Origin of the sequence: Amycolatopsis thermophila, assembly GCF_030814215.1 — a bacterium.
Classification (GTDB): domain Bacteria; phylum Actinomycetota; class Actinomycetes; order Mycobacteriales; family Pseudonocardiaceae; genus Amycolatopsis_E; species Amycolatopsis_E thermophila.
On the sequence record NZ_JAUSUT010000001.1, the window covers coordinates 564,247 to 585,045 of the forward strand.

Consider the following 20,799-nt stretch of genomic DNA (forward strand, 5'->3'; position numbering starts at 1 on the left):
GACATGCGTTCGATCTGGAAGTTCCCGCTGGACATCACCGACCGTCAACCCGTCAACATGCCAGCGGGCTCGGACATCCTCGACGCCCAGTTCCAGCACGGCGTGCTGTGCGTGTGGGCCGCCGTCGAGCGGGAGAACCCTGTGGAGCCGCGGACGCTCGTGATCGTCGGCACCGGCAACCCGATGCCGGACGGGAAGCTGCAGCACATCGCCACCGTGCAGCACCCGGACCTGGGGCTGGTGTGGCACGTGTTCGAGGACCAGACCCCAGCGGAGGTGAAGGTGTGATGGACCCGCTGGGCTGGTTCATCGCGATCATGGTCGTGCTGTGGATCGCGGTGCTTGTGTGGGCGCTGTTCACCCGCGACCGCGGGAACAACGAGCCGTACGGGCCGACCGGCCCGGGCGAGTGGATGCTGGCCTCCCGCGATCCGGACACCGGGCTCGAGGTGTGGCACCGCGACGGCGTACCGTGGCTCGACTCGCCGCTCCCGGCGATCGGGCACGAGTGCTGGCCGCAGACGCGCGGAATTGAGGGCCACGAGGAGACCGAGCGGTGCCCGTGCGGCGCGATCCGAATCGGCGGAGGCCGGTGGCTGGAGCGAAACACCCGCACCCCGGGACAGGAGTCGTGATGCGCGCTGTGACCTGGACCCCGCTGATCACCGGCACCGTGGGCTCCCACGCCTATGGGCTGGCCACCCCCACCTCCGACATGGACACGCTCGGCGTCGCCGCAGCCCCGACAGAGGCGTTCCACGGGCTGCACGCCCCGACCGGGAAGGCCGCCACCCAGGTCTCGACCGACCCGGACGTCGCTGTGCACGAGGCCGGCAAGTTCGTGTCCCTGTGCCTGTCGGCGAACCCGACCGTCACGGAGCTGCTGTGGCTGCCGGAGGACTGCTACCAGGAGGTGCACCCGCTCGGACGGGAGCTGATCGCGCTCCGCGGGTCGCTGCTCGGTGCCGAGCGGGTCCGGAACGCGTACCTGGGGTATGCGACGCAGCAGTTCCGGCGGCTGCGTGACCGGGGCACGTCGTTCTCCTCGAACACCGCGAAGCGCACCGAGAAGCACGCCCGGCACCTGCTGCGCCTGGTGCGCGCCGGCATGTCGCTGTACCTCGCCGGTGAGCTGCCGGTGCGGGTCGACGACCCGCAGGAGTACCACGACTTCGGCCGCACCGTCGCCGAGGACGCGGAGCGTGGTCTCGCGCTCGCGGAGGCGACGTTGGCCGCGGCCGGGATGGCGATGGACTCCAAACCATCCGCGCTGCCGGACGAGCCCGACAAGCGGGCGGCGGAGGCGTGGCTCCTGCGCGTGCGGGCGCACTTCTTCCAGACCGCGGGGGTGGCGGCGTGACCGGCAGTGTGTGGTTCACCTCCGACACGCACTTCGACCACAAGCTGGTGTCCGGGCTCCGCGGCTTCGACTCGCCGACCGAGCACGACGCCGCGATCGTCGAGACGTGGAACAGCTTGGTGCGACCCGGCGACACGGTGTGGCACCTGGGGGACGTCGGCATGGGCAGGTTGTCGCGGTTCGCGCACCACGTCGAGCAGCTGCACGGCACGATCCACCTGGTCACCGGCAACCACGATGAGTGCTCCCCGATCCACCGTGGCGCGCACCTCAAGCAGCGGGAGTGGTTGGGCGTGTTCGCGTCGGTGCAGGCGTTCGCCCGGATCAAGCTCGTGCACGGCCGCAGGGTGCTGCTGTCGCACTTCCCCTACACGGGGGACCACGGACAGGACCGGTTCACCCAGTACCGGTTGCGGGACGAGGGTATGCCGTTGCTGCACGGGCACACCCACAGCTCGGAGCGCGGCGACGGGCGCCAGGTGCATGTCGGGCTCGACGCGTGGGAGCTGCGGCCGGTGCGGACTGAGGAGGTCGCCGAGCTGCTCGGCGTTCCGGGTCCGGCGGCGGGGTAGCGTGCAGGGCGGAGCACAACACGGAGGCACGAGGGATGAGCGACACCAGGGCGACGTTGGCGGACTGGCCGGATTGCGAGACCGAGGGGTGCGACGGGAAGATCCTGCTGCGCCCGGAGGGCGAGAACAAGCGGACGAAGTGCGCCCGGTGCGAGATGGCCGGGCTCGCCCCGCGGACCGAGCTGCCGCCGCTGCCGGAGCCCTACGCGGCTAAGTGACCAGCCAGCAGTGAAACGGCCCCGCACCGAGTTGGTGCGGGGCCGTTTTCGTGTCGGCACCCCAGCCGCACGCCTGTAGGGAAGCGGCCCCCGCGCCGGTCCCCGGCCGGAGGAGCGCGCGCGGCGGCCGCTTGCCGTCCGGCCTCCCACGGCCCCTGGGACCAGCCAGGACTGGTAGGCGTGTCCCCAGCTTCGTCGCCTGCGCAGGGCGACCCTGTTTCCGGGTGTTGCGGCGGCTGCTGCGCCGGCCGCCGCACCGGAGAGGTGATGGCGGGAATCGAACCCGCGTGGACGGCTTTGCAGGCCGTTGCCTAGCCACTCGGCCACACCACCTGGCGCGCTGTTGCGCGCCGTCGAGCCTACGCGTCAGCGCCGAACGCGGAGTCCCTGGCGCGCCGGAGCGCGCGGATCATGCGGTTGCAGCCATCACGGTCGAGGGTGATGGCGAACCCGGTGCAAGGCTCGCCGTGGTCCAGGCCCCACAGGGTCTCGCCGGTGTTGCCCTCCGCGCTGATGCGCCGCTCGGGGAATCGGGCTGGGCTGTCAGGGTCTTCGGTCATGACCTGGACGTATCCGGGTTCCGGGTCGTGGTAGGCGTGCGCGGTGTTGCCCGCGGGCTTCCAGATCACCTGGGCGCGGTTGTGCTGGCCGTCGATGCCTTGGATGTTCTCGTGCGGCATGATGCCGCCCCCCTCCAGTTGTTCTCCCATCACGGGGTCCCATCGCGGGACGGGTTGATGCTACGCCCGCCGACACGTGAGATCGCAACACTGGCGGGTATAGTCGTGTACAACTAGATCTCTGCTCACTGACACGACCACCGGGAGGTGTCGATGCTGCGCATACTGGGCCAGCTCCTCGACGAACTGGCCGACCGCGCCGACGAGGACGCGGCGATGTTCCGCCGCGCCGCGGGCTGGCTCACCGAGATCGACCGCAAGGCCAATCGGAAGCCCGCATGACCAGCATGGAACTGAACGAACGGGACGTGTTCGCTGCGATCCTGCCGGCCGAGCTGCGCGAGGACTTCGCGTTCTGGCTGCGGACACGCGCGCATTCGATGGGCGAGATGCCCAGCGACAGCAACGTAAAGACCTACCTCGCCCGCCCCACCATCACGGCCGTGCGCGACGAGAGTTTGACGCCGCGGGAGCTGCAGGTGCTCCGCGGGATCGCCGACGGCAAAACAGATCGGACGATAGGCCGCGAGCTGTACCTGTCCGCGGACACGGTGAAGGCCACAGCGGCGCGGATATACCGCAAGCTGGGAGTGGCGAACCGCACGGAGGCCGCGGTCGCGGCGGTGCGGCGACGGTTGATTCCGTAGCAACCCTTCTCTACCGCAACAGTCGCGGGTATAGTCGTTTACATGCCGCATCGTTGGATCGACGACACCGCACCGCACGAACTTCACGCCGCCGTCACCCATGCCGGCCCCGTCACGGTGCGCCGCGCCTACTTCGCCGACGGCACCGGCGCGGTCTCGATGCAACACCACTGCACCGGCCACGTGCGCGGCGTACGGACCCCGACGCACCGCGCGGCGCGGGAGCTCGCCGAACAGTTCGCCGATCGCGTCGCCAGCCGCCTGCCCGAACCCGCAGACGCGGCATAGACCGCCGGCCGGGGCGCGGTGACCGCCCCTTCGCCCCGGCCGGTCTCCAATCGACCCACCACACGCCCTGGGGAATCATGTCCGCAGACCGCGACAGCCTCGCTCGCCACCGCGCCTACAGCCTGCTGATGATCACCGTCCTCCTGCTGACGGCGGCGCTGCTGCTGATGCTGATCACCCCTGCCGCGCCTGGTGTCACGTTCGGCACCGCCGTTGCTGCCGGGGCTGCGCTCGTCACCGCCGCCACCGTGCGCCCGAGGGGCGGCGGTCGCAGATGATGGGCCGCACCCACGCGCTCACCGGCTGGTGCGCCGGGTTAGCGCTCGCGCCCGCGCTCGGCGCCGGTTCGCTGCATGAGGCCGTGGTGTTCGGCGCCACGACCGCCGGGTTCGCACTCCTGCCGGACCTCGACCACCCGGAGGCACGCGCATCACGGTCCCTCGGCCCCATCACCGGCGGCGCGTCGTGGGCGCTGCGCGCCGCCTCGAGCGTGCTGTACCGGGCGACGATGGGGCCGCGCGACGAGCAGTGGCGCACCGGCGAGCACCGGCACCTCTCGCACACCGTGCTATTCGCCGTCGCGCTCGGGTTCGCCACCGCCGCGGCCACCGCTGTCGGGGGCGCGGCCGTCGTCGGGGTAGTGGTGTGGTTCGCGCTCCTGCTCGCCGCTGGGGCGCTCGGCCGGTGGATCTGGTTGGTCGGGGGCGGTGCCGCGGTAGTGTGGCTCGCCCAGGCCGGCGGTGACGTCGCAGGCCAGCTCGACCAGCTCGCCGGGTCGCTCGGGATCGCCGTCACTGTTGGGTGCTTCGTGCACTGCCTGGGGGACGCGCTCACCGAGTCCGGGTGCCCGTTCCTGTTCCCCATACCGATCCGCGGCGAGACCTGGTACGAGATCCGACCCCCGGCGTTCCTGCGGTTCCACACCGGCTCCGCGTTCGAGGAGAACATCGTGTTCTCCGTGTTCGCAGTGCTCGGGATCGTGCTGGTGCCCGGGGTGTGGCCCGTACTCACCGAGATCTACACCAACGTCGGGAACACCGTGGAGGCCCTGTCATGACGTGGATCGACTGGGCATTCATCATCATGGTTCTGGCCGCGCTGATCGCGTTCGTCCTGTTCAAACACGTCGAGGACCGGCGTAGCGCTCGCGCCCGGGCCGAGCTGGCGGCCGCGGTGCGACGCGAGTTCACCTGCCACGCCTCGACTGTGCGCGGCGGCCGGCACACGATCTGCGGGGCACGGCTGCCGTGGCCGGGTCAGCCCTGCCCAGCCGGTCACCTCCACACCGACAACCCGCCCGGGAGCGACGCCGCCTGATCAACAACGCCCGGCCGCTCACCGTGGCCGGTGGCGCGCCTTGCGCTGCTCCAGGCCCATCGCGCGGAGCAGGTTCAGCGCGGCGCGGCGGATGTCTCGCCCGTCGCCGTGGCCGCCGATCACCCACAGCAGCTCCGCCAGCGCGACGCCGGCGTCCTTCTGCAGCCGGTCGAGGTAGCGCGCGATCTCTGGTGCCCAGCGGCCGTGCAGGGTGGCGACGGGTTCACCGTCGGCGAACTGCTCACGGAGCACGATGTCGCCGCGGTCGGTGTGCTCGACGACCAGGAACGGCAGGCGCCCGGAGATCTTGCGCCACTGGTCGGCGAGTTCAGCGATGCGCGCGCGTTCGGCGCGGCCCTGGTCGTCACCCACCCCTTGAGTAGAACATGTGTTCGACTTGATCGCCAGATGGGTGGGAGCGAGCTGTCAGCCGGCCGCGCCTGCTCCCTCGCGGCGCTCGCGGCGAGCCTGTCGTCGGGCCTCTAACCGGGCCGGGGCTTGGTAGACCTCCTCAAGCACCTCGCCCATGAGCTCGAGAATCTCGGCCGACTCTTCCTCGAATACCGGCTCGACGAAATCTCCGTGGGCCATGTCGTTGCCCAAGAACCGAACCTCGTGGGCCTGTTCCCGCACCAACTCGCGAATGAGACCGCGGGTGTGCAGCTCGTTGATCTTGCTGTCCAGATTCCCGCCGGTAATGCCCTTGTCCTTTGCGGTCGCCTCGATCACGGAGCGGGCGAGCAACACCGCGGATCGGAACGATCCGATGCTGTGGTCGGCGTGAGCCTCTGAGGCGGCGCTTGCGATATGGTCCGGAACGTCCGGAAAGTCGCGGCCGATCGGGTGTCTCGGTAGCCAGATGACCGGGATCTCTCCGCGATGCATCTGCGCGAGAATCGACCTACCGACACCGGAGTTTGTGAACTTTTGTGCCGTCCGCGCGATGGAGAGCTGGCCGCATTCGTCGCAGGCAAAGACCGCACTCCACGTATCGTCTACAGCCCGCCTTGCCTCATCGCCGCGAGGCGTCTGGTGGGCCGAAACGCCGCAATGCCAACACACCCGGTTTGCCATCCGCAGGATCTTAGCGGGGACGTACGACGGTGCCCGCATGCCGGACCCACTGCGCGGGCAGGACTAGACACGAGAAAGCCCCAGCGGGGTTGGTATCCATCCCGGCCCGCTGGGGCTCTCTCGTCGTCAATGGCTGGAGGAGTGGAGAGGGCTACAGTCACATCCGAAGTGTTTGAGAAGGAAGTCCTCTCGATGCCTCCGTGAACCATTGTAGCGCAACAGTTTCGCTACTCCGGGATCAGGTCCGCCAGGTTGTCCACCGTGATCACCCGCGTCGACTCAGGCAGCCCCTCCGGCCGCTCCCAGCCGATGAAGGTGACCGGGCCGTCGACGTGCTGCCCGTGCCACGGCTCCACCTTGGAGTGCTGGCCGGCCATGCCGATCAGGTAGCCGACGTTCAGGTACTCGCGGTCGATGATGCCGCGCGCCAGCGTCCCGGCGGTGGCCCTGGTGTGCTCAACCTGGTTGAGCTGGGCCCGGCCGCTGGTGTAGAGGTGCAGCCACTTGGCCCACCACGCGCCGTCGTCGTCGCGCAGGAACAGCACTGGGAACGCGACCCGGCCGCGGCCGGTCAGGTCGGACTTCGCGCGCACTGTGCGGGGCTCGTAGGGCTGGCCCTTCTGGGCGCGGTCGCGGGTCATGTACCCGAAGAACGCCTCCGCGGCCTTGATGAACGACTCCCCGGCGAACAGGAGCACCTGCGGCATCACGTACCGGGCGTCGACGCTGCCGTGGGGGACGTCGATGATCTCGGTGGCGCCGTCGCGGGCGTCGGTGATGTCGCCGGAGTGCACGATCTCCCCGTGCCGAAGCGCGGTGTAGGAGACGTGCCCGGCCTCGCGGAACCCGTCGGCGTACAGCTGCACGGACAGGTCGTAGTCGGTGCGGCGCTCGTTCTGCCGCCAGTGGATGAAGAACGACAGCACGTCCCCGCTGATGCGCTGCATGGAGCCGCGGGGCACGACGCCCATGCCGCGTGGGGCGGTCTTGCCGGACAGTGGGAGCGCGATCCGCAGGAAATCGGGGTCGAACAGCACGGTGCCCTCCACCCGGTCGGCGAGGCGGGCGGTGATCTCGCTGTCGATGGCGGCGCACAGCTCGTGCACGAGGCCGTGCGGCAGCGGCAGGCGGTTGTCCTCGGTGACCCAGGCCTTGCCCTTGCGGTTGGTGAACACCCGGGGCGTGCCGTCGCGCTCCGCGACCCGGTTGATCAGGTGCTCACGCACCGACAGCAGCACCCGCGCCGACACCTTGCCGCGGACGGCGTGCACGGCGTCCAGGATCGCGCTGTGCGCGTCCGGCCCCGCCGCGCGGGCAACCCGGTCCAGGGAGCGCATCAACAGCCCCGGCGCGGCCTGCAGGACCCGCACGGCGCCTGGCACGTCCCCGACGCCGAGGGCGGCGTCGACGCGGGCAGCGATCGACGGCACGTAGTCATCGCCGCGAGCGACGGTGAACACCCGGGCGGCGTTTGGGTACCGGTCCGCGTAGTCCTCGGCGTGGAGCCCGCCGGCCAGCCGCACCCAGGCGCGGGCGTGGGCCTTGACGTCGCCCAGCTTGGCGGGATTGGCGGCGACCGTGTCGAGCGCGGCGAGCAGCGCGCGCCGGTCTTTCCGGGACAGGCCGCGGAACCGAGTCGCGGTCTCGAGCGTGACGTCCCCGCCGGACAGCGCCGCGGCGAGCCGGAGCACGTCGGTCACGGTGTCCACCAGCAGCGGCCGGTGGTGGGCGAACCGCACCCGGTTGATGACCGCGCGGTTCTCGCGCGCGGGGATCGTGTCGGGCTGGGTGTTGTCGGCGCAGAACACGGCCAGGGTCTCGAACAGGGCGCGGTCGTGCTCCGGCAGCGGCACCGTGGAGGAGGCGAGCTGCAGGTAGAGGCGGTGGGCTTCATCCTGCAACGTGCCGCCGAGGTGCAGCACCGTGACCCTGTCGCCCGCGGCGGCGATCAGCTCTTCGTGGGCGGCCAGCATCTCGTAGTAGGTGTGCTGGTACCGGCCGTACGTGGGCAGGTCCACCAGGTTGATGGTGCCGAAGCTGGACAGCGTCACCTGCCCGTCGGCGGGGGCGAGCTGGCCGAGGCACTGGAGCCAGAACGTGATGGTGTCCGGCACGCCCTGCGGGAACCGCTTGAAGTACACGTTGTGCTGGACGTGGTCGCCGGCCAGTTCGCGCACGGCGCCGAGCACCGACACGCCGAGGTCGATCACCACGCCCGGGGACATGGCGGACAGCTGCCGCAGCAGCTCGCCGGACAGCTTGAATCCGACGTCCATGAGGGCGGCGTCGAGCTGGCGGGCGACGGTGGCGCCGTCTCCGGAGGGGCCGGTCGGGATCGGCACCCGCTTGGTGCGCTGCACGAGCAGCGTGGTCAACGACATGTGGTTCCCCCTAGCTGTTGCGGTTGATCGTGCCATTCCCGGCGGGGCTGGCCGAAACGGTTATGCGTGGGCGGTGGTGTGCGCGTCCTCGCGGCGCAGGCTTCCGGGTCAGGGCAGGAGGGTCCAGTGCCCGGCGGGGAGCTGGGCGCGGACGTCGGCGTAGTAGCCGGTGGCATCGTGCTGGCGGGTGCCGTCGGTGAAGATCCAGGAGCCGTAGCCCTGGGGCTGTTTGCCGTGGGTGTCGATGTAGTCGCTGGTGTCGACGGTGCGGCGGCGGGCGCGGTTGGTGTTCATGGTTACCCCCGGTGGTGTTGTGGTCCGTACCCCATGAACCTTACACAAGTTGCGCAACTGCGGCAATTCAGTGCGACCGGTCCATGAGAGGGCGCGCACCACACCGCTCATCCCCACCGGGTTTTCCGGGTCGATCGCCGCTCCCCCTCACTGCTGTTGCGTTTCGCGGTCGGGCTCGGATGGCACCCGAACCGGCCGCGGGCGTGGCAGTCCGGGCAGCTGCACACCGAGTACGACGGGTGAATCGCGCCAGCAACGCCGCCCGCGTCGCCGACCGGCACATGAAGATCATGTCTCGCTACGAGGACGCCGGGGTGTGCCCGTCCTGCCGGGAGCCGGTGACGCAGCGGCAGAAGTCGTTGACGTTCCACACGAACCTGGAGATCTCGGGCGGCCCGCCGGTGACATTCCACGTTGGCCGCGGCGGGTGCCGCCGCGATGCCGCCCGCCACGAGGAGCGGTGGGTTGCGGCGGACCCGAAGCGCCGCAAGACCACGCTCTCGTGCACCGGGCACGTCACGAACCACAACGACGGCACCTACGACTGCCCCCAGCTCGGCGACTGCCCGGGCCCTGCGTTCGCGGCCTCGGTGCGGGCGGTGCGGTCCTCCCAGAGGTGCGACAGGCCGGCATCACGTGCGACGTTGTAGATCGTGCCCTTCGACACGCCAAACTGCTCGGCGAGCGCCCGGTGTGAGGGCGGGCCGTCGTCGGCGAGGATCGCGGCGCGCTGGTCTTCGGGGATGGTGGGCACGTCCGCAGCGTGCGCGGGTCGTGTCACGGACAGGCTGGCGTTATCCGTGGGTGCGGCGGGCGACCTTCTTCGGTGATCGGCGGCGGTAGTCGGGGTTGTGGCCGGGCGTGCCGGGCAGGCGGCCTTGGTCGTCTGGGAGGACTTCGGGGGGCCCGCCCCAACTGCCATCCGCACCAGGGGATGAGTTCCCAGTCCTCGATGTCGTCCCTGAGCACTCGGCGGGCGTGGTCCTCGTTCTCGAAGTACCGCATCTCGCCGGTCTGCTTGTGCTTGGCGTTCATGGTGGTGATCGACGCCAACCCTGCTGCCCTCCGGCGTGACTGCGCTGGTCCGGGAGCTTCCCCCTCCCGAACCAGCGCATCCCAACGGTAGAACACGTGTTCGATCGGAGCAAGTCGTCTGCTCACCCAAGCCGAACCGGCGGCTCGGTTCCATGACGGGACCATCGCCCGCCCTGTAGGTCCTCGAACTCGATCTCCAGCACCAAGTCAGGCCGTATGGTGTGCATTGCCGCCTCGATCAACTGGGCAATGTCATCGACCCCGGCTGGCCTCCAATCGGAAAAGACGACCTCTTCCTCGGGGAGCAGTACCTCACGCTCGGGAACATCGACCAATAGCAGGCCGCGACCGGGGATGAAGATGGACACCAGCTTCACGTTGAGCACAGGCTCTGGGCCGCGGTTCCTTACCGCGGGGTCTTTCGTTACGCCGGAGAGTTTCCTGACCTCGCCTTGGCGGGACACCATCTCCGGCAGGATGAAGTGAGCGTTCGCGCGCTGCCGGCGGGCTTCGTCGGCGCGGCGATGTGCGGTCTCCTGCTGTGCGGCCCACAGCGCGACCCCGGCGGCGACGAGCGCACCGCCGCCCCCTACCCACTGGCCGAGGCCTGCCCACACGTCGTGGTCGTCGATGAGGAACCATGCGATCAGCCCTCCGGCGACGGAGACGGCCGCTGGCAGGATCAGCCACCAGGCGCGCCGCGGGCGCAGCACCTCTCTCATTCTGACCCCCAGGTGTGTCGATCTCCATCGAGCACGGTAGCTCGCATTCGTCGACTCGTGGTGCAGGTGGCCCCGCCGCAGGGGGAGTGGCGCCGGGCCATCACGTTAAGCCCGTATGTTGGAGCACGTTGTCCTTCGATCTAAGGCTTTTCGGTGGGCTTCGCTGCCTTTAGCGTGTCAGCGATGCTGGAGAACAATCGGCCCACGTCGCCGACAACCGACGGGCTGCCTGGATCGTCATCGTGCTGCTCCAGGGAGGCGGCAAATACCCGCTCGCCAAGTTGCTCTCGCATCTTCTGCTTCGAGTCATCGGGCAGTGGTGCGATGTACGCCTCGAGAGTTAGAAGTTGAATCTCAAATCGCTTACCCCACTCCGCATTCCGTCGATGCTTCCCCGCTTCACGTGCAAGATAAGCCGCAAGGGCGGCGACAGGGATAGACAGGGCCAGGTGTGGTATTTGTGGTACGAATGCGGATGCATTCGACGGCGGCCCGGACAGTGCTATTCCGGCCATAACCACGATGGCAACGATAAGAATGACGGTAGTCAATCGCAGCAGGTTAGCTGCCCTGTATTCTGAATGAGCGTACGCGGCGAAGTGAATCGCCAGCTGGTTGGAGCCGGTTATTCCGGCGGCTTGCTTGCTGATCTCGAGTACACGCTGCGTTTCGTCTCTCGCTCGGTTAGTATCGAGTCTCGCTAGCCGTGCTTCGATCGCGTCAGTCGCCCTATCTAGGGACCTGTTGAGTCGGTCAACTTCTCGGCGCGGTAGGTAATTCGAGAGGACATGCGCTTGGGCGACTGCGTGGGCGAGTTCTTGAAGTAGTGACCTTTGAAGTGATTCTACCTCTTCATCAATGTTTGAAAGCTCCTCCGAGGTGGTATCCTCTAGTGCTGCCAGGATCATCCGCGGCTGTTTAAGTGATCTTTCAATTCTTCGGGCGCGTCCATAAATCCTGTCGACATCGTGGACCGCGATGGGTCGTTTCGTCTCGACAATTTGGCGCATCGCAGTCTTGATCGGATCCAAAACCTGGACGGAGATGTCGAATATTTCTCGCAGACTTCGAAGGGTGGAGGTGGACGGTAGATAGCCTTTTTTAACGTCCTCAACCTTTTTATTCTCGTCGAGAGCAGTCCGAACTTTGGTAATGTCAGTTTCCAGGTCCTCCTGTAGCGTTGCGAGAAAGTCGACGAGGTCAAGTAGGGGACTGTGATTCTCCGCTACCTGGTCCGTCACCGTTCGCCTCCGTGTCTTTTGGCAGCTTGCTTGAGTGCTACGTCGCAGTAAGTATGCGTGCCGTTACGAATGATGCCTCCGCTGGAATACGTCGGTCACGCGACAGCTTGGGACGTAGTGCGCCGATCGACAGGTGCGGTGCTCACCGGACGGCGCGGACGGGTTGACCCCGTCCTCAAGGGCAAGAGGTACTGTCCGGGGCCGACCCACCTGCGGCCGACCTTCACTGGCGCGGCGACTGGCCGCTGCCACACCTCGCGCTGCTCGGCCTTCCGCCGCGCGCGGGCGCGCCGCTCCCGCTCGTAGATGGTGTGCGCCTTCCGGCACTCCGCGCAGGTGCAGCCCCACTTCGCGTACCGGCTGTTCGTGCCGTGGTCCGGGACGACGGCCGGTCGGGGGAACCCGTACTCGCGGGCCAGGGCGGTGCGGTCCTTGCGGTCGAGGCTGCCCCAGATGCCCCACGGTCGCCGCGGCGCAGCGCGTCTTCAGCGCAGAGCATGCGGACGGGGCAGGCGGCGCAGATGACGCGGCACGCCGCTGCCTGCGCGCCGTTCGCTTGGATGAAGTCGAGCTCGGGGAAGATCTGGCACTTCCCCTGCGCGTGCCAGTCGGGGACCTCGCGGGGAGGCGGGGCGGTTCGGCGACGGCGGTCATCGGTCCTTCCACAGCATCAGGCCGGCCGCGGCGATGAGCGCGGCGACGAGTAGGCCGGGGTCGGCGGTTCGTTCGAGGATCACGGTGCACCGTCCGGAGGCTGGAGGTCGTAGACCGCGAACACCGGCGCGCCGGTGGCGTGGGCGGCCTGCTTCGGGCTGCGTGGAACCGACCACCGGCGCAAGATCGTGTGCCGGTTCCTCACTCCTGCGGTCCTTCCTCGACGGCGTTGAGGAGCTGTTCAAGTCGGCTCGGTGTGCGGTTCGGGTCTTCGGGGAGCGGCGGCAGCACCCCGGAGAACCAGGTGCCGCAGTGGGTGCAGAACCCGGAGCCGTTGCGGTACTTGCGCCGCTCGAACGGGCCGTGGTCGGGGTGTGCGGGGCAGGCGGCGAGCCGCTGGTACTTCCGCCACGCGGCGTCCTCGGCCTCGGCGACGGTGGCGCCCTCGCCGCGCAGGAACGTGCCGGCCGGGAACGCTTCGACGAACGCGGTTCGGTAGGTGCCGTCGCCCTTGAACACCAGGCCGGAGCGGCCGCCTTGGAGGAACACGTCGGCGGGCCAGGGGTGGCGGGTGAGTTCGCCGGTGCGCTGGATCTCGCGTGCCTGGTGGGTCACTGCTGCGCTCCTTCCGGTCGGGGCACCTCGGTCAGGGATGTGCCGCCCTGGGGGGCGTTCTCGGCGTTGATCTGCCACCACGAGTAGGCGCGGCCGTCGCCGCCGCTCGCGGTCGTTGCGACCCATGCCTGAGGCGCGGGGAACGCCTTGCGGCACTGGAAGACGACGCCGTTCTGGTCGCTGCGGACGGCCTCGACGTCGTCGGGCTCGGGCGAGCCGATCGGGAAGCGGCGCGGCTCGGGCGCGGGTTGTGGTTGGGAGACCCGGGAGAGCTCCTGACGAATGCGGTCCGCCTGCAGCGTGACCGCGCCGCAGGCGTCCCAGTTGTCGATGAGCGACAGCACCTCGTTGATGCCGGTCTGGAGGGCGTCGCGGTCGCGGCGTGTGGCCATGAGCTGGCTGTGGTACTCGGCCGCCTCCTGCCGGTGCTGGAGGCAGTTCGCGTGCAGCCGGTCGTTCTCGGCGCGGAGTCGAGCGGGCCCGTCGGCTGCGGCCCCCGTGGTGGCACAGCGCGGACAGGTCGGGTGGCAGTCGCCCGGCTCGCCGTCCGAATCCATCGTGACGCGGTGCGGCTCGTCGTCTGCGGCCCCCTGCCCGGTCTCGCCGGCGAACCGCTCGTGCGGGTCGTAGGCCTTGAGCGCGGCGTCCAGCGCGTGCTGGTGGTGGGCGGTGAAGAACGCCCGCCACTGCGGCACGTCGCGCTGGAACTGGTCGTACGCCTCGTAGTAGGCCTTCCAGGCATCGCTGCGGCGGGCTTCGAGGGCAAGGGCGTGGGAGTCGTCGGCACGCGCGTCGGCATCCAGGTCTGGGGCCCCCTGCTTCCGCCAGCCGGCCCGGTCGAGCGCAGCAAACAGCCGGTTTGCCACGCCAACCGCGTGGATCGCATGGTCCTCGTCGCGGTTCTGGTAGAGGTCCACTTCGTCCAGGAGCGCGTCCGCGAGCAGGGTGACTCCCTCCCGCAACTCGGCGCCCTCGCGGGCCAGTTCTTCGCGCTGTTCGTCGTGGGTGGTCACAGGTGGGCTCCGTTCGGGTAGCAGCGGCGGCAGGTGCGGGACCAGGCGAAGTTGCGGCGGTCGGCGGGGACGCCGGACTTGCCGCACTTGGTGCGGACCTCCACACGGGTGCTGCTGTTGCGGTTCCACAGCACGGCCTGGCATTCGACGGCGAGGTGGAGGATCGAGCGGGCGGTGAACGCTGGCACGACGGGGTAGGGCACGTCCCGGTAGGACACGTCGAGACCGTCCTCGATGCGCTCGGGCGGCTCGCGCACGACCGGCTCAGCGTGGGTGGTCATCGGGCCCCCTCGCCAGCGCCGTCCCACCACCACTGGGCGACGCGGACGATGGCCTCCTGGTACGGCCGGTCCAGCTCCTGGGTGCGCTTGTCGAGCTTGTCGAACAAGACGATGGACGGGTGATCGGGCCGGGTCTGGTCCCGCCAGATCGCCCACGCGTCGTGGACGTGTTCGAGGGTGGTGTTCACGCCTTCGGTGAGCACGAGGAGCGCGTAGAAGCGGATGAGGTCGGGTTCGCAGTCGTCCAGTTCGGTGGTGAGCCGGTCGATGATGCGTTGGACGTAGGTGGGTGAATCAGCCACGGCGGGTCTCCTCGGTGTCGGTGGTGGCGGGCCCGGACAGGGCGGCGATGACGGCCTCGATGTTGACCAGCTCGGGTCCGGACACCAGTTGCTCGCGCATCTCGCGGGCGCGGGCGAGCGCCTTCTCGATGCTGGCGTAGAGGTCGCGAGTCTTCGCCTGGGCCTCGTCTCGTTGGTGGCGATAATCGCGGGCCGCGAGAACGGCCCGCTCGAACCAATCGCGGGGCACCTGGTCCTGTCCGTCGGCCGGCAGACCAGCAGCGGGGATCGCGTCGGCAGCGTCGCGCAGGAGCCGGACGACGGTCGCCCGGAGGTTGCTGCCGAACGGGCGGTAGAAGCTCTCCAGCCTGTCAGCGGCGTCGCGCAGGAAGTCCGCGTCCGCCTCGTCCTTGTTGATGCCCTCAGGGCCATACGGGACGTGCGGACGGGGGACGGTGATCACGTCTCTGCACGGGGCCTGGCGGGCGGAGGCGTCAGGATGCTCGGTCAGCTTGGCCACGATCTGCCCAGCCACCTCGTCTGGCGTCCACGAGCCCTCCAGCTCGCGCAGCACCTCGGCGACCAGGGCGCGCGAGTTCGCGGGCATCGTGGGCTGCAGCCGCAGCCGGTCGCTGAGCCGCCAGATGACGCCCTGGAGCCGCTCGATCGTCTGCTCGGGCTGCTCAGTCTTGTCGCGGTCGGGTCGGTCTTGTGGGGTGGCGGCCTCGGTGGTCACAGGTCAGGCCTCCCCGAGGGCGACGGCCAGCGGCGCGGACAACGCCTTCATGCCGGTAACCATGAGGCCGGGGAAGTCGCGGCGGGCGGTCTCCACGCAGCTGGAGCACGGGGTGTGCACCATGCCGGGCCCGGTGACTCCGCCGCCGACGGACCAGCCGGGTGCGTCCGGCGCGAAGCGGTCGATGCCGCACAGGGTCGGGCCCGGAGTGCCGCGCTCGGTGCCGCGCACGAGGTGCACGAGGTCGTCGACCGGTGTGGCGTCGAAGAGGCCGCCCCAGGCGAACTGGAGCGTCGTCAGGTGCGTGATGGGCTGTTCGGCGGTGGTCACAGGTCATGCCTCTCCGCGCTCGGCACGGGCACGGGCGACCTCGGCTGCGTAGTCCACCGTGACCTCGACGAGCGGGCCGAAGTTGCCGTTGTCCCACTCCTCGCCGTCGTCGTCGAACGAGTCCGGGTGCACGTCGCCGTTCTGGTCCATCACCTTGACACCGGCGGGGATGGTGTCGCCGTTGAAGAACACGCGCGGCTTCCGGGCGTGGTCGTCCTGGGCGGCGCCGTCGAGGAGGTCTGCGATCTTGCGGGCCAGGGCGGCGCTGATGTCGACGCCGTTCGGGTCGTAGGCGTGGTTGATGCGGATCTCGATCTCCGCGCCCTCACCCGCGCCCGGTTCGTGCTCGGCAAGGACGTACCAGCCCTCGGGGATGTTCTCGCTGGGCTCGTCCGGGTACGGCGTGCCGGGCTCGACGTGGGTGGGGATGAACCGCTCGGGCAGATGCTCGCGGTCGAGGTCGGTCACGGTGGTCTCCTTGGTGGTCATGGGTTCTCCAGGAGTGGGGTTCGGCGAAGGGTCAGAAGAGGGTGAGCGGTTCGGGTTCGGCGGCGGCCTCGGTGAGTTCACCGCGTTGGGCGAGGAGCAAGTCCCACATGACGATCCGGCCGCCCTTCGGGGTGGGGAACCAGAAGTGGCCGTACTCGCTGCGGTACCAGGTGTGGCCGGTGCGGTCGCTGACGGCGCGGACATGTTTGGGGGGGTGGGTCGCCGGCGGTCCAGGTGCGGGGCGCTGTCATGGGATGCGCACTCCGCGGTGGGCGAGGGACGTCACGAGGTCGGTGAGCGGGATGGTGGCGTGGTTGCCGCGGCGGCCGGAGCTGGTGCGTGTCCAGTCGACGGTGATGCCGGGCATGGCGCGGCCGTTGTCGTCGCGGGGGATCCAGCCGTGGATGCGCCAGGTGAGGCCGTCCCGGTCGGTGGTGGCGTGGAAGCACACGTCGGAGGGGCGGCGTTCGACGTGAATGGTGGTGACGTCGAGCGCGCGGCACCAGCGGACGAATTCCGCGGTGTCGGGCGGGAAGAGCCCGAGTTCCGGCAGGACGGGTCGGGTGTAGTCCTCGGTCTTGGGGTCCCAGCGTTTCGCGCCGGGCTGGGCGGGCTTGATGTGTGTGGTGCGGAGCTGGAGGTGGTGTTCGCGCGCGACCGCGTCGAGGGTGGCCATGGCGTGCATGACCTCGGTGGTGTGCGTGTCCAGCAGGGCGGTAGTCGTCATGCGGGTCGGGCCTCCGGCGTGATGGCGGGTTGGGTGAAGGCGGAGCGGGGGTTGCGGACGAGTTCGAGCGCGCGCCGCAGCGGGACGAAATGGTCGCGAGCTTCGACCCAGGGGGCGCTGGCGATCCGGACGATGGGCTGGCCGCTGGTGGCGGTGATGAACAGGTGGCGCTTGTACTGGGGTTCGGGCCACTGCCGTGGTGACACCCACCCCGGTGTCGGCAGTGTTTCGGTCCAGCGCACGGTGTTGCCGTCGAGGACGGTCCAGGCGTCGGTGTTGGCGGCGGCGCGGAGCGCGGTGTGGAACTCGTCGCGGATGCGGGACGGCATGGTCTCTCCCCCAGGATCTGGAGCCCCCGGCTGGGTGCCGGGGGCGGGCTGCTGGTTCAGCAGCCGTGGAACACGGTCAGCTCGGTTCCCCAGGGGAACGAGAGCGCCCGGACGGCGCCGTCGTGGGCGCGGACGGCCACCACGCGCTCCACCTGGTCGCCGAGGTAGAGGGTGGAGAAGTGCTCCACCACCCCTTCGTCGAGCTGCATGCCGATCAGCAGCGACTGGACGGGGACCTCGGTGGTGGTGATGGTGGCCATGGGGGCCTCCTTTGTGGTTGGGGTGGTTGGATACCTCGAACCTTACACAAGTTGCGCAACTGACGCAACAGTTCAAGCCCCCACCGTGCTCCAGAGCACCTCAAACCGGGTCCCGAAGCGTCACCGTTGGCACACTCCGGCAAGTTGTGTAAGGTTGGGCGCATGACAGCGCAACAGGGCATCGCCGAGATCAGCGCACAGGAACTCCGTACCCGCAAGGCCGGCAGCGACGAGTCCGCCTGGTCCGACGTGCTCAACGACGCCGAGATCCGCAACACCGCCACCTACGTGCGGCGGCGCGGACGGCTGATGATGCTCGCGCTGAACCCGACCACCTACGCCCGACTCTCCGGCCTCGTCGACGGCGCGAACGCTCCGGCTCCACAGCGGATCGTGTCTCCGCCGCGCCCGGTGAACGGCAGCGAGCGGCTGGACCTCTCGCACATCACCGACCCGAACGCGCGGGTCATCATGGACTCGCGGCTGGCGTTCCGGGAGCTGGCGCAGATCCAGCCGCGCGTGGAGAACGGCTGGCATGTGACGGTGGTGCGGTGGGATCGCCCGGCCGCGGTGTTCGTGCCGCCGTCATGGGCGCCGCAGCACGCCCTGGAGGCCGCGTTGGAGATGGCCCACTCGGGGGACTAACCCTCAAGTTCGTAACACCCGGGCGCGCCTGTTGCGATACCCCGACCGTGAGCAGGTCGAGGGGAACCACATGGCAGTCACAACGCACCAACTGGCGACCAACAGCGCAACCCGTGCGCACCGCCGCCGACCGCACGCCCTGTCCCGGATGTCACAAGCCTGTCCGCTACTACGACAACCGGCCGGAAACCCACCTCACCCCGAAAGACCGGCGCGGCCGGCGCGCCAACTGCCCAGGCCGCGCCGCTGCCTAGCGGGCGAACCACTCGAACCGCTCGTGCGCGCGTGACGGCGTCGGCCCGGCCTGCCCCTGGTACCGCGAGCCCGCCTCCGCCGACCCGTACGGGTGCTCGGCCGGGGACTCCAGCCGGAACAGGCACAGCTGCCCCACCTTCATGCCCGGCCACAGAGCGATTGGCAGGTTCGCCACATTCGACAGCTCCAGCGTGATGGTGCCGGTGAACCCGGGGTCGATGAACCCGGCCGTCGAGTGCGTCAGCAGCCCGAGCCGCCCGAGTGACGACTTGCCTTCCAGCCGCCCGGCGAGGTCATCGGGCAGGGCGAACCGCTCGAACGTCGAAGCCAGCACGAACTCCCCGGGGTGCAGCATGAACGGCTCCCCCACTTCCGGCTCGACCAGTGTGGTCAGCTCGTCCTGGTGCTCGGCCGGGTCGATGTGCGAGTACCGGTGGTTGTTGAACACCCGGAACCCGCGATCCAGGCGCACGTCGATGCTGGCAGGCTGGAGCATCGCGGTATCCCAGGGCTCGACCCCGAATCGGCCGGCTGCGAGTTCTTTGCGGAGGTCGCGGTCGCTGAGCAGCACCCGGACACGATACGCGGGGGCGATCCGGCTTGCGTCCGCCCTTCGGTCGTCAGCGGAACACTACGAGCGGAGTAGCGATCGCGTTCTCACACCCGGGTGTGTGCGCGCGGCCGTAGCGGGCGGGCCCGATGTGCGGGCGGAGAGCTTCCAGGGCGGCACAGTGTTCCGGGGAGCCAGAGCCGTGGGCTTCGCGGGCGGCGGTGGCGGCGTCGTTGACGGTGCAGTACTCGCAGCGGGTGGCGGACACGGGCGCCTCCTCGGGCGTCGGGGCCCGGGCTGGTGCCCCCCGGGCCGGGGTCGGTTCGCTCGTGTCCTGGCGGTCGCCGGGGCTGCCCCGGTTGGGGCGGCCCCGGCCTTCGCGGTTAGGCGTGGCTGTTGCGGTGCTTGTCGGCCTCGTACTTGGCGAACGTCAGGGTCGGCTCGATGAAGTACTTGTTGGTGAGGCGTTCACCGCCCGGCAGGTAGACGGCCCAGCCGCGGCCTTCCCGGCGGATCTGGTAGCCCTCGTAGTTTTCGTAGGTGTTGCGATCTTTGCGGACCCATGCGCCGGTCTGGAGGTCGTGGCGGTGCTGGTTGTTCTGGGCGACCGTGGGGTGCATGGTTCCTCCTCGTTTCCCCTGCTCTCTGTTAACGACTATACCCCAGAGGGTGGGGTGGGACCACAACTCCGCAGGTGCTCCCCAGCACAGCAGTCGGGGCGGCAGCAACCGCCACCGCCCCGCTCACCCATCCGCCTCTACGCGGCCGCGCCCCCCGCCGATCGCGCCCACGCCGCCACCGTCGCGAAGTCCTCGTCGACCAGCCCGACCTTCGCTGACACCTCGTGCAGCAGGGTCGGCGTCCCGGCCCGCGCCCGCTCGAACCCCTCCCGCGGCTTCGGGTACTCGCCGAAGTCGTCATCCAGCCACACCAGCGGCCGCCCTGCGCGTACTCGAGCACCGGCCCGAACTTCCACGATGGGCCGCGGCCCTTCTCGACGTCGATCACCGGCAGCGCGGGCAGCCCGATCCGCGGGCCGATCCAGGTGTTCGCGTCGTGCTCCCACGTGGTGCACCACACCAGTTCGTAGCCGGTCTGCGCGGCGAGCGCGAGCAGCCGCGCCCCGTGGTCGGGGTGCAGCCACACCCGCAGCGCGTCCGGCCCGTCCCACGACCGCGGGTTCATCCGGTGCTTGCGGTACCCGGCCCGCAACCGGGGCTTGTTCGTGCCGGCGAAGGGGTTCAGGGGGCCATCGACGTCGAGCAGGAGCAGGCCCGTGGCCATGCGCATGTCCTTCCTGATCAGAACGGGGGCTCGTCGGTGAACTGGCCGGCCGGTGCCGGGGCCGAGCCCCACGGTTCGTCGCTCGCCGCGGCTCCGCCGCTGCCGCGGCTGACCTTGTTCACCTTCGCGGTGGCGTAGCGCAGGGAGGGGCCGATCTCGTCGACCTCCAGTTCCACCACGGTGCGTTTCTCGCCTTCCTTGGTCTCGAACGACCGCTGCTTGAGGCGGCCCTGCACGATCACCCGCGTGCCCCGGGTCAGGGACTCGGCGACGTTCTCGGCGGCCTGCCGCCACAGGTTGCAGCGCAGGAACAGCGCCTCGCCGTCCTTCCACTCCCCCGTGGCTTTGTCGAAGGTGCGCGGGGTGGACGCCACGGTGAAGTTCGCGACGGCCGCGCCCGACGGCGTGAACCGCAACTCGGGATCGCTCGTGAGGTTCCCGACGACGGTGATGACGGTGTCTCCAGCCATGTTGCCTCGCTCTCTCGTTCGCGCTCGTGCGTATCGTCCCGCCCGCCACCG

34 protein-coding genes, 1 tRNA gene and 1 pseudogene are annotated in these 20,799 nt (G+C 69.4%); 12 read left to right on the forward strand and 24 right to left on the reverse strand.

The features are described 5' to 3' along the window. Positions 1 to 3 precede the first annotated feature (3 nt). The 5 genes from FB470_RS02705 to FB470_RS02725 are packed head-to-tail and all read left to right on the forward strand — an operon-like array spanning position 4 to position 2,150. The gene (locus FB470_RS02705) at positions 4 to 288 is read left to right on the forward strand and encodes a DUF7352 domain-containing protein (RefSeq protein WP_306988449.1); all 285 of its coding nucleotides are present in this window, start codon (positions 4 to 6) and stop codon (positions 286 to 288) included. Further along, positions 285 to 635 (forward strand): hypothetical protein, encoded by a 351-nt coding sequence (locus tag FB470_RS02710; protein WP_306988450.1) that lies wholly within the window; start codon positions 285 to 287, stop codon positions 633 to 635. Before FB470_RS02705 ends, FB470_RS02710 begins: the two co-directional genes overlap by 4 nt. After that, a complete protein-coding gene (locus tag FB470_RS02715; RefSeq protein WP_306988451.1) occupies positions 635 to 1,360 on the forward strand; it encodes a nucleotidyltransferase domain-containing protein in 726 nt (241 codons plus the stop codon). Before FB470_RS02710 ends, FB470_RS02715 begins: the two co-directional genes overlap by 1 nt. Further along, positions 1,357 to 1,932 carry a metallophosphoesterase family protein gene (locus tag FB470_RS02720; RefSeq protein WP_306988452.1) on the forward strand — a complete coding sequence of 192 codons (576 nt, stop codon included), beginning with the start codon at positions 1,357 to 1,359 and terminating at the stop codon, positions 1,930 to 1,932. The genes FB470_RS02715 and FB470_RS02720 overlap by 4 nt, the downstream gene beginning before the upstream one ends. Positions 1,933 to 1,967: 35 nt before the next feature. Then, positions 1,968 to 2,150, forward strand: coding sequence for a hypothetical protein (locus FB470_RS02725; protein WP_306988454.1), 183 nt, complete (start codon positions 1,968 to 1,970; stop codon positions 2,148 to 2,150). A gap of 262 nt (positions 2,151 to 2,412) precedes the next feature. Here the strand turns inward: FB470_RS02725 and FB470_RS02730 are convergent. Continuing rightward, positions 2,413 to 2,483: transfer RNA gene (locus FB470_RS02730), tRNA-Cys, on the reverse strand. A gap of 26 nt (positions 2,484 to 2,509) precedes the next feature. Continuing rightward, positions 2,510 to 2,860, reverse strand: coding sequence for a hypothetical protein (locus tag FB470_RS02735; RefSeq protein WP_306988455.1), 351 nt, complete (start codon positions 2,858 to 2,860; stop codon positions 2,510 to 2,512). Positions 2,861 to 2,983: 123 nt separating this feature from the next. Here FB470_RS02735 and FB470_RS02740 point away from each other — a divergent pair, with 123 nt between their 5' ends. The 6 genes from FB470_RS02740 (at position 2,984) to FB470_RS02765 (ending at position 5,082) form a co-directional block, all read left to right on the forward strand. Then, a complete protein-coding gene (locus FB470_RS02740; protein ID WP_306988456.1) occupies positions 2,984 to 3,112 on the forward strand; it encodes a hypothetical protein in 129 nt (42 codons plus the stop codon). Next, positions 3,109 to 3,477: a response regulator transcription factor gene (locus FB470_RS02745; protein ID WP_306988458.1), complete on the forward strand. Its 369-nt coding sequence runs from the start codon at positions 3,109 to 3,111 to the stop codon at positions 3,475 to 3,477. The genes FB470_RS02740 and FB470_RS02745 overlap by 4 nt, the downstream gene beginning before the upstream one ends. A gap of 42 nt (positions 3,478 to 3,519) precedes the next feature. Further along, positions 3,520 to 3,765: a hypothetical protein gene (locus FB470_RS02750; RefSeq protein ID WP_306988460.1), complete on the forward strand. Its 246-nt coding sequence runs from the start codon at positions 3,520 to 3,522 to the stop codon at positions 3,763 to 3,765. A 77-nt stretch (positions 3,766 to 3,842) separates the two neighbouring features. Beyond that, the gene (locus FB470_RS02755; protein WP_306988462.1) at positions 3,843 to 4,043 is read left to right on the forward strand and encodes a hypothetical protein; all 201 of its coding nucleotides are present in this window, start codon (positions 3,843 to 3,845) and stop codon (positions 4,041 to 4,043) included. Continuing rightward, entirely contained in the window at positions 4,040 to 4,822 is a 783-nt protein-coding gene (locus tag FB470_RS02760; protein WP_306988463.1) for a metal-dependent hydrolase, read from the forward strand. The genes FB470_RS02755 and FB470_RS02760 overlap by 4 nt, the downstream gene beginning before the upstream one ends. Next, positions 4,819 to 5,082 carry a hypothetical protein gene (locus FB470_RS02765; RefSeq protein WP_306988465.1) on the forward strand — a complete coding sequence of 88 codons (264 nt, stop codon included), beginning with the start codon at positions 4,819 to 4,821 and terminating at the stop codon, positions 5,080 to 5,082. Before FB470_RS02760 ends, FB470_RS02765 begins: the two co-directional genes overlap by 4 nt. Positions 5,083 to 5,100: 18 nt before the next feature. Here FB470_RS02765 and FB470_RS02770 read toward each other — a convergent pair whose 3' ends face one another. From FB470_RS02770 to FB470_RS02850, 18 genes and pseudogenes are all read right to left on the reverse strand, one after another. Beyond that, on the reverse strand, positions 5,101 to 5,454 hold the full coding sequence (locus FB470_RS02770; protein ID WP_306988466.1) for a hypothetical protein: 354 nt from the start codon (positions 5,452 to 5,454) through the stop codon (positions 5,101 to 5,103). A 54-nt stretch (positions 5,455 to 5,508) separates the two neighbouring features. Beyond that, the gene (locus FB470_RS02775) at positions 5,509 to 6,156 is read right to left on the reverse strand and encodes a DUF4145 domain-containing protein (protein WP_306988468.1); all 648 of its coding nucleotides are present in this window, start codon (positions 6,154 to 6,156) and stop codon (positions 5,509 to 5,511) included. A 227-nt stretch (positions 6,157 to 6,383) separates the two neighbouring features. Beyond that, a complete protein-coding gene (locus FB470_RS02780; RefSeq protein ID WP_306988470.1) occupies positions 6,384 to 8,537 on the reverse strand; it encodes a TerD family protein in 2,154 nt (717 codons plus the stop codon). A gap of 108 nt (positions 8,538 to 8,645) precedes the next feature. Then, positions 8,646 to 8,831: a hypothetical protein gene (locus FB470_RS02785; RefSeq protein WP_306988471.1), complete on the reverse strand. Its 186-nt coding sequence runs from the start codon at positions 8,829 to 8,831 to the stop codon at positions 8,646 to 8,648. 538 nt (positions 8,832 to 9,369) lie between these two features. Continuing rightward, positions 9,370 to 9,585: a helix-turn-helix domain-containing protein gene (locus tag FB470_RS02790; protein WP_306988473.1), complete on the reverse strand. Its 216-nt coding sequence runs from the start codon at positions 9,583 to 9,585 to the stop codon at positions 9,370 to 9,372. Positions 9,586 to 9,988: 403 nt separating this feature from the next. After that, positions 9,989 to 10,579: a hypothetical protein gene (locus tag FB470_RS02795; RefSeq protein WP_306988474.1), complete on the reverse strand. Its 591-nt coding sequence runs from the start codon at positions 10,577 to 10,579 to the stop codon at positions 9,989 to 9,991. Between the two features lie 149 nt (positions 10,580 to 10,728). Further along, positions 10,729 to 11,829: a hypothetical protein gene (locus FB470_RS02800; protein WP_306988476.1), complete on the reverse strand. Its 1,101-nt coding sequence runs from the start codon at positions 11,827 to 11,829 to the stop codon at positions 10,729 to 10,731. A gap of 223 nt (positions 11,830 to 12,052) precedes the next feature. Further along, a pseudogene (locus FB470_RS35720) lies at positions 12,053 to 12,424 on the reverse strand (WhiB family transcriptional regulator); the annotation flags it as partial. A gap of 260 nt (positions 12,425 to 12,684) precedes the next feature. Next, positions 12,685 to 13,098, reverse strand: a complete 414-nt coding sequence (locus FB470_RS02805) for a hypothetical protein (RefSeq protein WP_306988478.1) — start codon at positions 13,096 to 13,098, stop codon at positions 12,685 to 12,687. Continuing rightward, complete coding sequence (locus FB470_RS02810; RefSeq protein ID WP_306988479.1) at positions 13,095 to 14,111, reverse strand: hypothetical protein; 1,017 nt, start codon at positions 14,109 to 14,111, stop codon at positions 13,095 to 13,097. Before FB470_RS02810 ends, FB470_RS02805 begins: the two co-directional genes overlap by 4 nt. Then, complete coding sequence (locus FB470_RS02815) at positions 14,108 to 14,392, reverse strand: hypothetical protein (protein ID WP_306988481.1); 285 nt, start codon at positions 14,390 to 14,392, stop codon at positions 14,108 to 14,110. The genes FB470_RS02810 and FB470_RS02815 overlap by 4 nt, the downstream gene beginning before the upstream one ends. After that, entirely contained in the window at positions 14,389 to 14,694 is a 306-nt protein-coding gene (locus tag FB470_RS02820; protein WP_306988482.1) for a DUF7701 domain-containing protein, read from the reverse strand. Before FB470_RS02820 ends, FB470_RS02815 begins: the two co-directional genes overlap by 4 nt. Further along, entirely contained in the window at positions 14,687 to 15,409 is a 723-nt protein-coding gene (locus FB470_RS02825; protein WP_306988483.1) for a hypothetical protein, read from the reverse strand. The genes FB470_RS02820 and FB470_RS02825 overlap by 8 nt, the downstream gene beginning before the upstream one ends. A 3-nt stretch (positions 15,410 to 15,412) precedes the next feature. Next, entirely contained in the window at positions 15,413 to 15,739 is a 327-nt protein-coding gene (locus FB470_RS02830; RefSeq protein ID WP_306988485.1) for a hypothetical protein, read from the reverse strand. 3 nt (positions 15,740 to 15,742) lie between these two features. Continuing rightward, the gene (locus FB470_RS02835; RefSeq protein ID WP_306988486.1) at positions 15,743 to 16,228 is read right to left on the reverse strand and encodes a hypothetical protein; all 486 of its coding nucleotides are present in this window, start codon (positions 16,226 to 16,228) and stop codon (positions 15,743 to 15,745) included. 247 nt (positions 16,229 to 16,475) lie between these two features. Continuing rightward, positions 16,476 to 16,955, reverse strand: coding sequence for a hypothetical protein (locus FB470_RS02840; protein WP_306988487.1), 480 nt, complete (start codon positions 16,953 to 16,955; stop codon positions 16,476 to 16,478). After that, a complete protein-coding gene (locus FB470_RS02845; RefSeq protein ID WP_306988489.1) occupies positions 16,952 to 17,284 on the reverse strand; it encodes a hypothetical protein in 333 nt (110 codons plus the stop codon). Before FB470_RS02845 ends, FB470_RS02840 begins: the two co-directional genes overlap by 4 nt. A 56-nt stretch (positions 17,285 to 17,340) precedes the next feature. Then, on the reverse strand, positions 17,341 to 17,544 hold the full coding sequence (locus tag FB470_RS02850; protein ID WP_306988491.1) for a hypothetical protein: 204 nt from the start codon (positions 17,542 to 17,544) through the stop codon (positions 17,341 to 17,343). Between the two features lie 162 nt (positions 17,545 to 17,706). On the opposite strand from FB470_RS02850, the gene FB470_RS02855 reads away from it, so the two are divergent. Continuing rightward, complete coding sequence (locus FB470_RS02855) at positions 17,707 to 18,189, forward strand: hypothetical protein (protein WP_306988492.1); 483 nt, start codon at positions 17,707 to 17,709, stop codon at positions 18,187 to 18,189. A 250-nt stretch (positions 18,190 to 18,439) separates the two neighbouring features. Here FB470_RS02855 and dcd read toward each other — a convergent pair whose 3' ends face one another. The 4 genes from dcd to FB470_RS02875 form a co-directional block, all read right to left on the reverse strand. Continuing rightward, entirely contained in the window at positions 18,440 to 19,015 is a 576-nt protein-coding gene (gene dcd, locus FB470_RS02860; RefSeq protein ID WP_306988494.1) for a dCTP deaminase, read from the reverse strand. A 362-nt stretch (positions 19,016 to 19,377) separates the two neighbouring features. Then, positions 19,378 to 19,614 (reverse strand): hypothetical protein, encoded by a 237-nt coding sequence (locus FB470_RS02865; RefSeq protein WP_306988495.1) that lies wholly within the window; start codon positions 19,612 to 19,614, stop codon positions 19,378 to 19,380. Positions 19,615 to 19,751: 137 nt separating this feature from the next. Further along, positions 19,752 to 19,925, reverse strand: a complete 174-nt coding sequence (locus tag FB470_RS02870; RefSeq protein WP_306988497.1) for a hypothetical protein — start codon at positions 19,923 to 19,925, stop codon at positions 19,752 to 19,754. A 370-nt stretch (positions 19,926 to 20,295) separates the two neighbouring features. Beyond that, positions 20,296 to 20,748 carry a single-stranded DNA-binding protein gene (locus FB470_RS02875; RefSeq protein WP_306988499.1) on the reverse strand — a complete coding sequence of 151 codons (453 nt, stop codon included), beginning with the start codon at positions 20,746 to 20,748 and terminating at the stop codon, positions 20,296 to 20,298. Between the last annotated feature and the right edge of the window lie 51 nt (positions 20,749 to 20,799).

Excerpts from the sequence above, each read along its gene's own strand:
- FB470_RS02705 (WP_306988449.1), top strand. The coding sequence starts at position 4 with ATGCGTTCGATCTGGAAGTTCCCGCTGGACATCACCGACCGTCAACCC.
- FB470_RS02715 (WP_306988451.1), top strand. The coding sequence starts at position 635 with ATGCGCGCTGTGACCTGGACCCCGCTGATCACCGGCACCGTGGGCTCC.
- FB470_RS02725 (WP_306988454.1), top strand. The coding sequence starts at position 1,968 with ATGAGCGACACCAGGGCGACGTTGGCGGACTGGCCGGATTGCGAGACC.
- FB470_RS02735 (WP_306988455.1), bottom strand. The coding sequence starts at position 2,860 with ATGGGAGAACAACTGGAGGGGGGCGGCATCATGCCGCACGAGAACATC.
- FB470_RS02740 (WP_306988456.1), top strand. The coding sequence starts at position 2,984 with ATGCTGCGCATACTGGGCCAGCTCCTCGACGAACTGGCCGACCGCGCC.
- FB470_RS02745 (WP_306988458.1), top strand. The coding sequence starts at position 3,109 with ATGACCAGCATGGAACTGAACGAACGGGACGTGTTCGCTGCGATCCTG.
- FB470_RS02750 (WP_306988460.1), top strand. The coding sequence starts at position 3,520 with ATGCCGCATCGTTGGATCGACGACACCGCACCGCACGAACTTCACGCC.
- FB470_RS02755 (WP_306988462.1), top strand. The coding sequence starts at position 3,843 with ATGTCCGCAGACCGCGACAGCCTCGCTCGCCACCGCGCCTACAGCCTG.
- FB470_RS02760 (WP_306988463.1), top strand. The coding sequence starts at position 4,040 with ATGATGGGCCGCACCCACGCGCTCACCGGCTGGTGCGCCGGGTTAGCG.
- FB470_RS02765 (WP_306988465.1), top strand. The coding sequence starts at position 4,819 with ATGACGTGGATCGACTGGGCATTCATCATCATGGTTCTGGCCGCGCTG.
- FB470_RS02775 (WP_306988468.1), bottom strand. The coding sequence starts at position 6,156 with ATGGCAAACCGGGTGTGTTGGCATTGCGGCGTTTCGGCCCACCAGACG.
- FB470_RS02780 (WP_306988470.1), bottom strand. The coding sequence starts at position 8,537 with ATGTCGTTGACCACGCTGCTCGTGCAGCGCACCAAGCGGGTGCCGATC.
- FB470_RS02785 (WP_306988471.1), bottom strand. The coding sequence starts at position 8,831 with ATGAACACCAACCGCGCCCGCCGCCGCACCGTCGACACCAGCGACTAC.
- FB470_RS02815 (WP_306988481.1), bottom strand. The coding sequence starts at position 14,392 with ATGACCACCCACGCTGAGCCGGTCGTGCGCGAGCCGCCCGAGCGCATC.
- FB470_RS02835 (WP_306988486.1), bottom strand. The coding sequence starts at position 16,228 with ATGACCACCAAGGAGACCACCGTGACCGACCTCGACCGCGAGCATCTG.
- FB470_RS02840 (WP_306988487.1), bottom strand. The coding sequence starts at position 16,955 with ATGACGACTACCGCCCTGCTGGACACGCACACCACCGAGGTCATGCAC.
- FB470_RS02845 (WP_306988489.1), bottom strand. The coding sequence starts at position 17,284 with ATGCCGTCCCGCATCCGCGACGAGTTCCACACCGCGCTCCGCGCCGCC.
- FB470_RS02850 (WP_306988491.1), bottom strand. The coding sequence starts at position 17,544 with ATGGCCACCATCACCACCACCGAGGTCCCCGTCCAGTCGCTGCTGATC.
- FB470_RS02855 (WP_306988492.1), top strand. The coding sequence starts at position 17,707 with ATGACAGCGCAACAGGGCATCGCCGAGATCAGCGCACAGGAACTCCGT.
- FB470_RS02865 (WP_306988495.1), bottom strand. The coding sequence starts at position 19,614 with ATGCACCCCACGGTCGCCCAGAACAACCAGCACCGCCACGACCTCCAG.
- FB470_RS02875 (WP_306988499.1), bottom strand. The coding sequence starts at position 20,748 with ATGGCTGGAGACACCGTCATCACCGTCGTCGGGAACCTCACGAGCGAT.